This is a genomic window from Paenibacillus sp. IITD108 (genome assembly GCF_036541265.1).
Classification (GTDB): Bacteria; Bacillota; Bacilli; order Paenibacillales; family Paenibacillaceae; genus Pristimantibacillus.
In genome coordinates this window covers 178371-191902 of the sequence record NZ_JAZHCT010000010.1, presented here as the reverse complement: position 1 = coordinate 191902, position 13532 = coordinate 178371, and the positions used below count along the sequence as shown (strand labels likewise).

Genomic DNA, 13532 nt, shown 5'->3' with positions numbered 1-13532 from the left:
TGCTTGGTAGACGGTCACGAGTATAGGGTATCATATGCCCCTGATAATCTTTGTGTGACAATCGCCTATCTGTTCTATTTTTCAATCGATTGCAGCACCTTTACTATACGCTGCGCAGAATCGGGCACGGCAAGACGTTTAGAGGCTTCTGCCATACGGGCAAGCTTATCCTCGCTTTTAAGCAATTCCGTTAGCTGCTCAAGCAGGCTATCCCCTGTCAAATCCTTCTCCAAAATCATTTCTGCAGCTCCGGCTTCAACGTATGAACGGGCGTTAGCTTCCTGATGATTATTGGTTACATTGGGAGAAGGAATCAGTATAGACGGCAAGCCAAGCGCAGACATTTCGGCAAGTGAGGAGGCGCCTGACCGGCTAATGGCCAGCACGGAATCACGCAATACCGCCGCCATATTATGCAGATAAGGCGTAACCGTCAGGTTTCTAGCAGCAAGTATGCCTGATTCTTTGAGTTTAGCTATTGTAGATTCATAATAAAGCTCGCCAGTTACGAATAAAAAATGATAGTCCCGAAAGCGGTCCAGCTTGCCTCCAAGCTCCAGCATGGCATCGTTAAACGCCCTCGCCCCCCGGCTTCCGCCCACCATCAGCACAAGCTTCTTATCTCGGGCCAGGCCTAATGACAAAAGCCCTTCGCCTTTCCTGGTGCTCAGCACATTGGTTGCGCATGGATTGCCTGTGTAATCAATGCGCTTTGCTTTCGGAAACTGCGTTAAGGACTGTTCAAAACTGACCCCGACTGCGCTTGCGTATTGAGATAAAAATTTATTAGTCAAGCCTGGAATGGCGTTCTGTTCGTGGATAAAAGTAGGTATGCCAAGCTTAGCGGCTGCGTAAACGACCGGTCCGCAAACATAGCCGCCAGTTCCGACTACTGCATCGGCCTCAAACTCCTTCAGCAGCTGCTTGGAGCGCTTGACCCCTTTAAAAAATCGCATAATCGTTTTGAAATTTTCAAGCGATAAAGAACGGCGAAAGCCTGTAATTTCTATCGCTTCAAAGTCAATGGCATGCTCAGGAACGACCTTGCTCTCGAGACCGCGCGTTGTTCCAATATATAAAAGCTTTGTATCCGGATTTTGCTCAGCCAAATACTTGCCTACAGCAATTGCAGGATATATATGGCCGCCGGTTCCTCCACCGGTTAGAACGATACGCATATGAAATTCACCTCGAATAACGGGATATATTCAGCAAAATGCCTAACGCTGTCAATAGAAGCGTTAAGGATGAGCCGCCATAGCTGACTAGCGGTAAAGTAATGCCTGTTACTGGCATCATGCCGATTACAACGCCAATATTAATAAGTACCTGAACGCCTATAATGCTTGTTATGCCTGTGGCAAGCAGACTTCCGAACGTATCAGGAGCTGCAATAGCTGTACGAATGCCACGCCAAATCACAGCAAGGAATAATAAAATCAGCGCTGCTCCGCCAATAAAACCAAGCTCCTCGGCCAATATAGAAAAAATAAAATCAGTCTGCGGCTCTGGCAAATAACTAAATTTTTGCCGGCTCATTCCGAGCCCAAGCCCGACCAGGCCCCCCGGCCCGATTGCGAATAAGGATTGAATAATTTGATAACCGCCGCCTAGCGGATCAGCCCAAGGATCCAAAAACGATGTTATGCGCTGCAGGCGGTACGGCGCAGCAAGAATGAGCCCGACCAAGCCAGCGACGCCAAGCATGGCTAATCCCCCCAGATGAGCGAGTCGTGCACCTGCGGTATAAATGAGCAGTAAGGAAGCTCCTACCATGACAGCGCCAGTGCCGAGATCAGGCTGCAGCATGATCAGGCCAAAGGCAAGGCCGACCAAGCCCAGCGGCGGCATTAGCCCCTTCGTAAATTGTGTGATCGTCTGCTGTTTTTCTGACAGCCACTTTGAAAGAAACAAGATCATCGCCAGCTTCATAAATTCTGAAGGCTGGATGCCAAATGAGCTGATGCCAAGCCAGCTCCGCGCTCCGCCGCGTACAACGCCGATTCCAGGAATCAAGACCAGCACAAGCAAGCCGAAGCAAATTACGAGCAGCAAGGGCGCCCATTTCTTCCAATGGGAATAGTGAATATTCATAGTAAATATTAACGCACCAATGCCTAGGGCAGCAAATAATAATTGCCGTTTGACAAAATAAAAACGATCGCCAAATTGATGAAAACCTAATACTGCGCTAGCGCTGTATACCATTATCAGTCCAATTACGAGAATTAAAACAATCGACAAGAGCAGGTATACATCCGGGGCAGATCTAGCTTTAGCCATAATCAAACACACCTCTTAGCTGGAAAGTAGGGACAGGCCCCCTACTACAAGGTATGCGCCGATTTTTTAAAAATGCTCCCTCTCTGCTCGAATGAATCAAACATATCCCAGCTTGCGCAAGCAGGGGAAAGCAGTACTGCGTCTCCCGGCTCTGCCAGCGCTGCCGCCTGCAAAGTCGCCTGCCGGAGAACAGCTTCGGCGTCCTCCACAGGTTCGACGATTTCGACCTTAGTTAAACCTGCCTGCTTCGCAACAGCCGCCAGCTTCTCTCCCGTCTCTCCAAGCACGACTAGCCCTTTGAGCCTGTCTCTAAACAATGGCATCAGCTCCATATAATCAGAACCGCGATCAAGACCGCCGGCAATCAGCACGATCGGCTCCTGCAGTGAAGAAACGGACATCATAGTCGCCATTGGATTCGTAGCCTTGGAATCATTATAAAATTTCACGCCGTTATATTCTCTTACATATTCTAGCCGATGCTCCACACCTTTAAATACGCGAAGCGGCTCCGCAAGTTGCGCTGGCTCAGCGCCTGCAGCGATACAAATAGCGATCGCAGCCAGAGCATTGGCTACATTATGTCTGCCCGGGAGGCCCAGCTCGCTCGTTGGCATCAGCACGAAAGGCTCTTCCTGCTTACTGGCGCAGCGATACACAATGAAATGCTCCTTATCGCTTTGTTCCCCTTTAAGAAACGGCGGATTGACATATACCCCTTGCTCAAGCACGGAATATAGTGAAAAGGGCAGAGCTCGGGAAGGCAGGCTTGCCGTCAATTGCCTGCAAAGCTCGTCATCCCAATTCCATACTGCTACATCGCCGCTTGTCTGGTTGGCAAACAACTTGGCCTTCGAAGCGGCATAATCGTCCATCCCGCCATGATAATCGAGATGAGTCTCTGCCAAATTAAGCAGAGCGCCAATGGACGGACGGAATTGCTTCGTTCCTTTTAGCTGGAAGCTGCTTAGCTCTGCAACAACCCACTGCCGTTCATTCGCCTCTGCAGCAGCCTCGCATAGCGGCCTGCCGATATTGCCGGCTACGATCGGCGACAGTCCTGCTGCTTGCAGCAGCTCTCCGACAATCGTCGTTGTCGTCGTCTTGCCATTGGAGCCGGTAATGCCGATGATTGGTGCGGGCGATATCCAATACGCCGCCTCTACCTCCGTAATAACAGGTATGCCGAGAGCCTCCGCCTGCACAACTGGCAGTGCACTGTAAGGAATGCCGGGATTTTTAATGAGCAACGCAGTTTGTTCTGTTACAAGATCGTCCGGATGGTATCCGCAAATCACAGAAATGCCCAAAGCGTCTAATTCTGCCGCTTCGGGACAAAGTTCACGTTCTTTTTTATCATTTACAATGACGTTTGCACCGGCTTTATGGAAAAGCTTGGCGACACTGACACCGCTGCGCGCCATGCCTAGCACGATAACCTGGCGATCACGATATGCTGCTGGTTGATTCATATAGTCAATCCTCTCTATGGATAGAGCGAAGCGGCTCGCAAATACGGCCGCTTTCATACTCTTAAAATTATTTTAATGAAATTAATAGGCCGAGCGCTGCCAGCAATAGTCCTACTGACCAAAATACTGAAACTACCTTCCACTCCGACCAGCCGCTCAGCTCAAAGTGATGATGAATCGGACTCATTTTGAATATGCGTTTTCCTCTCAGCTTAAAGGATGCCACCTGTAATATAACGCTGAGCATCTCTAGTACGAAAATTCCGCCGATCAGAATAAGCAGCAGCTCTGTTTTCGTAAGAATGGCAACTGCAGCAATGCCTCCCCCGATCCCAAGCGAGCCCATATCGCCCATAAACACTTTGGCAGGATGCGCATTATACACTAGAAAGCCTAAAACGCCGCCGATCATAGCTGCCGAAAAGACGGCGGATTCATGCGCTGAAACCTGCAGAGCAATAATGGCAAAAGCGCCAAACGCGATTGCGCTTGTTCCAGCCAATAAGCCGTCAACCCCATCCGTGAAATTAACTGAGTTGCTGGCAGCAAACATAATAATGACAACAAACGGATAATAAACCCAGCCCAAATTAAACGACCAGCTCGTACCAGGCAGAAAAATTTCTGTACTATGATTCATATTATACAAAAGCACACATACAATGACGGAAAATATTAATTGACCTAGCAGCTTTTGCTTGGCGGTAAGCCCCAAAGAACGCTTAAATACAATTTTAATGTAATCATCCAAAAATCCTACTAGTCCAAAACCAAGCGATGCAATAAGCAAAATCCAAAATTGCGGTGTTTTGTCTGCAAATCTTAAAAACGCTATCGTTGCGGCAAGCATAATAATAATGCCGCCCATCGTCGGGGTACCGCTTTTCTTCAAATGGCTTTGCGGCCCGTCGTCACGTATTTGCTGGCCAAACTTCAAGCGGCGAAGCATTGGAATTAGTAATGGCCCTAGAATGACTGCTATTAAAAAAGAAACGCCGAGCGAAAACAACATGACCATCATATCCATATGCTCACCCCTTCTCCAATTGACTTACAATCTGTTCCATCTGCATGCCGCGCGAGCCTTTGACGAGTACGATGTCGTCCTCCTGGATGCGGCCTATCAGCCACTTGGACAGCTCATCCTTCGTATCAAAATAATGTGCTTCTCCCTTGCCCGTCTGCTCCATGACGGCTTTTGCACCCTCGTAAATATGACGTGACAATTCCCCATACGCAAGCACTGCAGTTGCTCCGCCCAAAGCGGCATGTTTGCCAATCTCCTCGTGCATTTGCGCTTCTTCCTCGCCCAGCTCCAGCATATCGCCGAGCACAATCCATTTATGGCTGTACCCTTCCACGCTGGCAACCAGATCTAATGCCGCGCGAACAGATGTAGGGCTGGCATTATAGCAATCATTCAATAGCTTTGCACCGTTAAAGGCCGTGGACGGCTCGATTCTCATGCCGGTTAAATTTGCTTGAAGCAGACCTTCAGCGATTTTGTGGGCAGGTACGCCAAAAAATCTGGCAACCGCGATGACGCCAAGCGCATTGCTAATATTATGTATGCCCGGGGTTTTCAATTGCAGCTCGCCGAGACTGCTTGCTTCTCCATTATATTTCGCTATAAAGGATGAACCTTCTGTATACAGCTTGATTTGTTCTGCTGACCATTCATTTCGATCAGACAGCCCGAATGTGCGAACCGTTACGCCAGACGGAATGGCGGTGCGGGCAATCTCCTCATGCAGAAGCGGCTCATCGCCGTTGAACAGAAGCAGCCCCTGCTCGCTTAAGCCGCTTGTTATTTCCAGCTTGGCCTTTGCAATGCCGGCTCTGGAACCAAGCTGCAGCATATGCGATTCACCTATATTAGTAATAATTGCAGCATCAGGCTGAGCAATTTGCGTCAGCAACTCGATCTCGCCAAAGCCGCTCATGCCCATTTCCAGCACAGCTACCTCCGTATCCTCTTCAAGCTGCAAAACGGTTAGCGGCAAGCCGATTTCATTATTCAAATTGCCTTCTGTTTTATGTACCTTATAAACCGTACCCAGCACGGCAGCCGTCAAATCCTTCGTTGTTGTTTTTCCATTGCTGCCCGTAATACCTACAACCCGGACGACAAGCTCGCTGCGATAAGCCTTGGCAAGCTGCTGCAGCGCCGCAAGTGTATTTTTGACAAGCACTCTGGGAACATGCTGAAGCTCGCTCGGAACCTCGTGATCGGCCTGCCAAAGCATGGCAACCGCTCCGCCAGCGATTGCCTGCTCCGCATAGTGATGACCGTCAAAACGCTCACCGATTAATGGTATGAATAGCTGACCCGGCTTCGCATTGCGCGAGTCTGTAACAACTCCATGTATAGTTAAGCCGGGATCAACGCCCTTGCTGTTGCCGCCGCACATTTCTGCGACTTGTTTAAGTGTACGATTTATCAATGTTATAATCCCCTTATCGCTTCTTTCGCTACTAATCGGTCGTCGAATGGATAGGAAATGCCATCTATTAACTGATACGTCTCATGACCTTTCCCCGCAATCAATACTACATCCGATGGGCTTGCCATTTCAACCGCAATTTTTATCGCTTCTCTGCGATCCTCCACCAGCTTATACTGCTGATTCGTAAATCCCGCCTCTTTACAGCCTATTTCTATATCTTTCATAATATCCATAGCATTTTCACTTCTTGGATTATCTGAAGTTATGAGAACGGCATCGGAATAGCTTGCTGCTATTTTACCCATCAAAGGGCGCTTCTTGCGATCACGATCGCCTCCGCAGCCAAATACGGTAATAACTTTGCCTTTGGCGAATTCATGCACAGCCTCCAGCACATTCTTCAATCCGTCCGGCGTATGGGCATAATCGACTAAAACCGCAAACGGCTGTCCCTCGTCAATTCGCTCTACTCTGCCTGGAACACCGTCTATTTGCTCGAGGGCCTGCTTGATTACCGCCAGCTCCACCCCTTCAATCAAAGCCGCTGCAATAGCCGCCAGGGCGTTGTAAACATTGAATTTACCTGCCAGAGGCAAATGAATAATCACGTCGCCTTTAAAGCTATTCAGCTTGAAGACAGAGCCGCTATTGTTCATAGACATCAAGCTTGCGCTCACATCAGCCTTATTCTCTATCCCATACGTAACAACCTCCGCCGAGGTCAGCTTGGCAAACTTGTGTGAAGCTTCATCATCAGCGTTCAGCACTGCATAGGACCGCTGCCTCGGAAACCGGCTTATGCCGTTGCCCAGCCTGGAGAAGAAAAGCCCCTTCGCATCTTGATATCGTTCCATCGTTCCATGGAAATCTAAATGATCCTGCGTCAAATTCGTAAATATAGCCGTTCGAAAATGACAACCGATCACTCTGCCCTGCTCTAAAGCATGCGACGATACCTCCATGGCGCAAAACTCCGTACCTGCGTCCCGCATAGCTCCGAGACAGCGCTGCAGCTCCAGCGACAGAGGAGTGGTTCTTTGCATCGGATAGGAGCGGTTGTCATAGCGCATCTCAATCGTGCCAATAACTCCCGTTTTTTTATTATGTGCAGTTAGCAGCTGTTCAATCAAATATGTTGTAGTCGTTTTGCCATTTGTGCCTGTAACTCCAATGACTTTCATCTTCTCGCTCGGTCTGCCGTGCAGGGCAGAGGCGATAATAGCCATCGCGTGCGTGCTGTCCTTAACAATGATCTGCGGCACCGCACAATCCAATTCCCGTTCGGTTACGATCGCGACCGCTCCCTTGGCAACCGCTTCGCCTGCAAATTGATGCCCGTCTGCCGCATACCCTCTCACGCAAACATATAACATGCCTGCAGCAATTGTACGCGAGTCATTGTCCATGCCATGAAATGCAACATTGCCGTCACCAATCAGCCTAGCCGTAATAAGCAGCTTCGTAATTTCAAATAGACGCATCTGCTTCAAGCCTCCCTCAATTACTCTAACGGGATACTATATGCCGTTATGAGCAATCGGGTTAATAACCTATCGGTTATGGTGAGGCTGATAGATCATCCTCGTCACCGAGATATATTCGAATGACAGATCCTCTTTCTACTCTTTCTCCTGCAGCTGGCGCCTGCCTTACGACTACTTTGCCTGATCCTGCTGACGCCAAATACAAATTCATATTCATATCCTCGTAAATATCCATCGCTGATTTCCCTATTAAATTCGGCACGGTAACCATAGGTGTCTCTCCGTAACGATATTGACGCTCAATTTGATCCTTGCGCTTCGGCACTTCCAATATTTCCAGGGAATCTTCCATTATATTTCGCACAATCGGCGCAGCGACCAGTCCGCCAAACTGAATGCCCTGCGGATTATCAACAGCGACATAGACGACGATTTGCGGATCATCCGCCGGAGCGAAGCCGATAAAGGATACGATATGCTCATTGGGTGAGTAGCGTCCGCCAACTACCTTTTGAGCTGTTCCTGTTTTTCCGCCTACACGATATCCATCTATGAAAGCATTTCGACCTGTACCCTTGGCAACGACGCTTTCCAGCGCCTCTCTCACTTGCTTGGAGGTTTCCTCGGATACTACCGTTCTGACCGGCTCCGGCTCCACCTCCTGCACCGTCTCGCCCGTCTCCCTGTTAATCCATGACTTGACCACATAAGGCTTATATAAAGTGCCGCCGTTTATGGCAGCCGACACTGCTGCGACCTGTTGGATCGGAGTAACGGAAACGCCTTGTCCGAATGCAGTCGTCGCAAGCTCTACCGGGCCAACCTGGCTAAGTTTAAATAATATGCCGTTTTCCTCGCCGTTAATATCAATACCCGTTTTTTGACCAAAGCCGAAATCTTTAATATATTGGAACAGCTTTTCTTTGCCTAGACGATTGCCCAAGGCCACGAAGCCAGGGTTGCAGGAGTTTTCAACGACTTCCAAAAACGTTTGGCTGCCATGGCCGCCCTTCTTCCAGCAGCGCAATCTAGCGCCACCGATTTCTACTGCGCCGGGATCAAAGAAATGCTCGTGTTTCAGATTAACCTTCTTTTCCTCCAATGCAGCTGCCAGCGTAATAATTTTGAAAGTTGAGCCTGGCTCATAGGTCATCCAGATCGGCAAGTTTCGATTGTAAACCTCCTGCGGCACCTCTTTATAATTTGCCGGCTCATAGGTTGGCCGGCTTGCCATGCCAAGCACTTCTCCCGTATTCGGGTTCATGGCAATAGCTATAATATTGTCGGCTTGCAGCTGCGTCATCGCCAGATCGAGCTCTCGCTCCATAATGCTCTGTATATTTTTATCCAGCGTTAGCTGCATCGTCAAGCCTTCCTTAGGCTCGACATAAACATCGGTTGAATTCGGCATCTGGCGCCCGGCTGCATCAGACAAAAACGATATATTGCCGGGGATGCCGCTTAATTCTTTATTATACTTCGATTCAATGCCCGTCAAGCCCTGATTGTCGATGCCTGTAAAGCCGAGCACATGGGCCCCAAGGCTTCCATATGGATAAAACCGTTTATTATCCTCAGCTACAATTATACCCGGCAGCTGCAAGGCTTTAATTTCAGCAGCTTTTTCAAGCGTAATCTTGCGCCCTCCAGGCCCAAGCTGTACGAGCATTTTTTTCGTTTTAATTTTTTCGAGCAGCTTTTCCTCTGTCATGCCCAAAGGAACGGCTAACGCCTTTGCTGCTGCTTCCTTGTCTTTCACTTGAACAGGAATCGCCCAAACTGTCGGCGAGCTTACATTGTATGCCAGCTGCACGCCGTTGCGATCCCATATTTCTCCCCGCTTGGCTACATACGGTATATTGCGTCTCCATGAATCCTCAGCCTTTTCAGACAATTCTTCACCCTGCCACAGCTGCACATAAGCCAAACGTCCAATTAATGCAGCAAAAGCAATTCCTGCCAGCAAGATGATCGAAAATAAACGGCGTCGCACCGTCACATTAGACACCTTCATCGCTCGTCCCCTCCGCCTGCTTACTTCAACAGAGCATGTACATATGCTCATTTCAGTTTATTCAGCGAAATGGACGGATAGAACAAGCTAGGCTCTGCAGAGTATCTGCAAAGCCATAGCTATAACGTTACATGAAATTGCAAAACGATAAAGCCTAGCCATTATTGTTAGCAGCGGATGAGTCTGCTTGCCCGCTTTGCCCATCCGCATTTTCTTCATCGGATTGATCCGTTTCTTCTTCGTCAGCTTCAGCATCTTCTTCTGGAGGCACGTAGCTTTCATAAGCTTCCGAACCGACTGGCGGAGCTAATATAACTTTTAGCTGACGCATGCCGCCCTGCTCCGTAAGCTTCTGCGAAACGACATAGCCTTGCCCCTCTGCTGAAAGCTTCACGCCTATAATCGATGTAATTTCCAAAGCATCTCTCAATGAAACGCCAGTTAAATCAGGGACTGCTAAATTTTGCTCTTGCTCTGTAATTAAATAAATTTTTTGTGTCGGATGAACAGACGATTTGGCAGCTGGAATCTGCTTGATGACTGTCGAGCCGTTGCCTACGATTTCGAAGCTCATCGCTTGGCTTTTCAGCTCTTCCTTGGCAAAGCCGACCTTCATCTTCGTAACGTCAGGCACAATCACTCTTGCTTCCTTTTTATCGCCTTCTGTTTGCTCATTCGTAGTCCACTGCTGCTGAACGCCCATCTTGCGAAGGCTCTTAAGCACAATTTCCTTAAATGCCGGCGCTGCAACTTTACCGCCGCCCACCATCGGATTATTCGGCTCATCCACCACGACATAGACGACAATTTTTGGATCCTCTACAGGCGCATAGCCAATAAATGATACCACATATTTATTGGCAGAGTACTTGCCATTTATTGACTTCTGAGCCGTACCTGTCTTTCCGGCAACGCGGTAGCCTTCAATGTATGCGTTTTTCCCTGTTCCTTTATCCTGATCAGATACAACCTGCTCCAAATATTCGCCTACCTGGCGCGATGTTTCCTCCGATATAACTTGACGGATAAATTCAGGCTCTCTTACAGTAGTTGTGTTTGTTGCTACATCTGTAACTTCTTTAATGATTTGCGGCTTGTAGAGCTTGCCGCCATTGGCGACCGCAGCTACTGCTGCTACCTGCTGAAGCGGGGTAACCTGTACGACCCCTTGACCAAATGTTGCCGATGCAACATCGCCCGGCCAGTGGAAATCAATCGTACCAGCCAATTCCCCGCCCAGCTCAACACCAGTCTTCTGGCCAAACCCGAACCGCGAATAATAATCTCTCAGCACCTCTTTGCCAAGACGCTCAAAGCCTAGCTTTACAAAAGCGACGTTACTAGAGTACTTCAGTCCGTCGAGAAAAGAGATCGTTCCCCAGCCTACTTTATTATGCTCGCGAATGACTCGTCCGGGCACTTTTATTTGTCCGGATTTGTACATTTCCTCCGGATCAAATACACCTTCTTCGACTGCTGCTGCCAGTGTCATAATTTTAAAGGTTGAGCCTGGCTCATAAAGCGAGCGCACGGCATGATTATAGTAGCTGGCATAATCGCCTTTCCAGTATTCATTAGGATCGTATTCAGGAATATTAGCCATCGCCAAAATTTCCATCGTGTTAGGATCAACTGCAATGGCGGTCGCACTTTTTGGAGAGTATTCTTCGCCGATTTTACGCAGCGCCTCTTCGGCATAATGCTGAATATCGTTATCTATCGTCAGCTTAATGCGATTTCCATTTTTCGCTTCCTTATACTCCACATCGCCTTGCGCCAGCTGTACGCGCTGACCATCCTTCAGATATTTGATATAGCCGTCTTCACCTGTCAGCTGCTTATCAAAATAAGATTCAATGCCTGTTTTTGTTTCGCGGTCCAGCGTAATGTAGCCAACCAAATGAGAAGCAAGATAATGCCTCGGATAATAACGCTTCAGCGTTTCCTGCAATTCAATTCCACTGCTAAGCAGCTTCTTTTCTTTTTTAAAACGTTCCTTCAGCTCATTGCTGAAGGCTTTAATCTCATCGGCTACAGCCTTATCAATTTGCCAGCCGCCCTTGCGGAGCTCGCGCTGGACGAAATATGTACCGTCATCCTTTTTTGCCGTAATTTGCTCCATCAGTTCTTCTTTTGGCCGATCAAGCAGCTCATGCAGTTTTTCCGCAACCTCATTGGCAATACCCGCCTCATTAATCGCTTTAGGATTTAACAATACATTGTAGGCAATCGTATCCATTGCCAGCATATTTCCATCCCGATCCGTAATTTCTCCCCTTTTTGCTTTAAAAATGTCTGATCCTGACCATCTCGATTTGGCGATATCATACCACTGAGCGCCAACTACAACCTGCACATAAAAGATTCTGCCGATAAGTACGAGAAAAAGGAGGGTCATGATCCCTCCAAACAACAATGTACGAACTTTAATTTTTTTTAGCATAAGCCTTCACCCTATTCACGCATTGCGGATTTCACAGCATCGCCAGAGCTGCTCGTTTTCACGTTGATTCCATCAAGCTTCGTTGCCATCCCCTGCATCTCAGCCATTTTGCGGATCCGCTCAGGATCGCTCAGCATTTCCACCTGACGCTTCAGCTCTTCCATCTCTACATTTAAAGTTTGATACTGTGTATTCAGCTTTTTCATATTCATATTCATATCATAAATTTGCGTATAACGGAAAATGATGACAGCCGCCACGGTTACACACAGCACTATCGTGAATAAATACAGCAGCTTCTCCCCTACTGGCAATGATTTGCGTTTTACGACGACCTTCCTCGTCTCGCGATATACTTCTTCCTGATCATTTTCTTTTCTTTTTGGCTGCAATGCCAAGTTACCGTTGACGTATGCCATCCTCAATCCCCCTTATAATTTTTGTGCGACTCTCAGCTTAGCTGACCTGGCCCGCGCATTATGTTCAATCTCCTCTTCAGATGGCAAGATTGGCTTGCGATTGACTAATTTCAACACACCTTTATTGCCGCAAACACAAAGCGGGAAATCAGGCGGGCAAGTACACTTCTCTAAATATTTTGCAAATATTTGCTTACAAACGCGATCCTCCAGGGAGTGGAAGGTTATAACAGATATCCTTCCTCCTGGTGCAACACATTTCACCGCTTGCTCCAGCGCATCCTCTTCTGCGCCAAGCTCGTCATTGACTGCGATACGGAATGCTTGGAATGAACGGCGGGCCGGATGCGGACCTGTTCTGCGCGTAGCGGCCGGAATGGCATTTTTCACGATTTCAGCAAGCTCGCTTGTGCTTTTGATTGGTGCTTCGCTTCTATGCTTGACGATGGATTTAGCAATCGAACGCGCAAATTTTTCTTCTGCATAACGATCCAAAATAATTGCTATTTCCCGTTCATCCCACTCGTTGACGATTTCATAGGCGGTGAGATCGCCTTCCTGATCCATTCGCATATCAAGCGGAGCATCCTGATGATAGCTGAAGCCTCTTTCCGCTTCGTCCAGCTGAGGGCTGGATACGCCAAGATCAAATAAGATGCCGTCCACTTGCGGCAGGCCGTCATGAACCGGAACGCCGCACTGCAGCAGCTGCTCCTGCAAATACCTGAAATTGCTTCTGACGAGCGTTACTTTATCCATATAAGATGCCAATCTAACCCTCGCATTGTTCAGCGCCAGATCATCCTGATCGAAGGCGATCAGCCTGCCCCCTGCTCCAAGCCGGGATAAGATAAGCTCGCTATGCCCCGCTCCGCCCAGTGTGCAGTCTACATAAATACCGTCAGGCTTTATATTCAGCCCCTCGACCGCTTCCTCCAATAATACTGTTGTATGCTGAAACATGCTTTGG

10 protein-coding genes are annotated in these 13532 nt (G+C 48.4%); all 10 read right to left on the bottom strand.

The genetic code is table 11. The features are described from left to right. Positions 1–74 precede the first annotated feature (74 nt). Positions 75–1178, bottom strand: coding sequence for an undecaprenyldiphospho-muramoylpentapeptide beta-N-acetylglucosaminyltransferase (murG, locus tag V1L65_RS11650; RefSeq protein WP_331699315.1), 1104 nt, complete (start codon positions 1176–1178; stop codon positions 75–77). A 7-nt stretch (positions 1179–1185) separates the two neighbouring features. After that, complete coding sequence (gene spoVE / locus V1L65_RS11645; protein WP_331699314.1) at positions 1186–2283, bottom strand: stage V sporulation protein E; 1098 nt, start codon at positions 2281–2283, stop codon at positions 1186–1188. 44 nt (positions 2284–2327) lie between these two features. Then, complete coding sequence (gene murD, locus V1L65_RS11640) at positions 2328–3755, bottom strand: UDP-N-acetylmuramoyl-L-alanine--D-glutamate ligase (RefSeq protein ID WP_331699313.1); 1428 nt, start codon at positions 3753–3755, stop codon at positions 2328–2330. Between the two features lie 67 nt (positions 3756–3822). Further along, complete coding sequence (mraY, locus tag V1L65_RS11635) at positions 3823–4782, bottom strand: phospho-N-acetylmuramoyl-pentapeptide-transferase (RefSeq protein ID WP_331699312.1); 960 nt, start codon at positions 4780–4782, stop codon at positions 3823–3825. Positions 4783–4786: 4 nt separating this feature from the next. Further along, positions 4787–6196 carry a UDP-N-acetylmuramoyl-tripeptide--D-alanyl-D-alanine ligase gene (locus tag V1L65_RS11630; RefSeq protein WP_331699338.1) on the bottom strand — a complete coding sequence of 470 codons (1410 nt, stop codon included), beginning with the start codon at positions 6194–6196 and terminating at the stop codon, positions 4787–4789. Positions 6197–6201: 5 nt separating this feature from the next. Next, complete coding sequence (locus V1L65_RS11625) at positions 6202–7683, bottom strand: UDP-N-acetylmuramoyl-L-alanyl-D-glutamate--2,6-diaminopimelate ligase (protein ID WP_331699311.1); 1482 nt, start codon at positions 7681–7683, stop codon at positions 6202–6204. A gap of 76 nt (positions 7684–7759) precedes the next feature. Next, positions 7760–9700: a stage V sporulation protein D gene (locus V1L65_RS11620; RefSeq protein WP_331699310.1), complete on the bottom strand. Its 1941-nt coding sequence runs from the start codon at positions 9698–9700 to the stop codon at positions 7760–7762. 154 nt (positions 9701–9854) lie between these two features. Continuing rightward, a complete protein-coding gene (locus V1L65_RS11615; protein WP_331699309.1) occupies positions 9855–12143 on the bottom strand; it encodes a penicillin-binding transpeptidase domain-containing protein in 2289 nt (762 codons plus the stop codon). 11 nt (positions 12144–12154) lie between these two features. Then, the gene (ftsL, locus tag V1L65_RS11610; RefSeq protein WP_331699308.1) at positions 12155–12562 is read right to left on the bottom strand and encodes a cell division protein FtsL; all 408 of its coding nucleotides are present in this window, start codon (positions 12560–12562) and stop codon (positions 12155–12157) included. A 12-nt stretch (positions 12563–12574) separates the two neighbouring features. Next, a complete protein-coding gene (gene rsmH, locus V1L65_RS11605; RefSeq protein WP_331699307.1) occupies positions 12575–13525 on the bottom strand; it encodes a 16S rRNA (cytosine(1402)-N(4))-methyltransferase RsmH in 951 nt (316 codons plus the stop codon). Positions 13526–13532 lie beyond the last annotated feature (7 nt).